This is a genomic window from Colwellia sp. BRX10-4 (genome assembly GCF_014077465.1).
Classification (GTDB): domain Bacteria; phylum Pseudomonadota; class Gammaproteobacteria; order Enterobacterales; family Alteromonadaceae; genus Colwellia_A.
The window spans coordinates 1-361 of the sequence record NZ_JACGVZ010000119.1 but is presented as its reverse complement, the minus strand read 5'-3'; the positions used below and the strand labels follow the sequence as shown (position 1 = coordinate 361).

The 361-nt window shown below is 40.4% G+C and carries 2 tRNA genes; both read right to left on the bottom strand.

The window, feature by feature from the left end:
• Window positions 1–4 precede the first annotated feature (4 nt).
• Window positions 5–80: transfer RNA gene (locus H4J67_RS20095), tRNA-Lys, on the bottom strand.
• A 203-nt stretch (window positions 81–283) separates the two neighbouring features.
• A tRNA-Lys gene (locus tag H4J67_RS20090) sits at window positions 284–359 on the bottom strand.
• Between the last annotated feature and the right edge of the window lie 2 nt (window positions 360–361).

The window sequence follows — 361 nt, the reverse complement described above, 5'->3', positions numbered from 1 at the left end:
GAAGTGGTCGGCCGTGAAGGATTTGAACCTTCGACAAATTGGTTAAAAGCCAACTGCTCTACCAACTGAGCTAACGGCCGACATATAAACTGTGGTGTTGAGAATCATCATCAACTAATGCAAAAATCACTAATATGCTAATTTTGCATTGTACTTATTAAGAAAGAAGTGGTCGGCCGTGAAGGATTTGAACCTTCGAGCTAATCGGCTTAACGGTTAAAAGCCTCGGCTTTTTTTTGTTTGCTATCTGATTTATAAATTTGGAAATTAACTATTTAAGAAGTGGTCGGCCGTGAAGGATTTGAACCTTCGACAAATTGGTTAAAAGCCAACTGCTCTACCAACTGAGCTAACGGCCGAC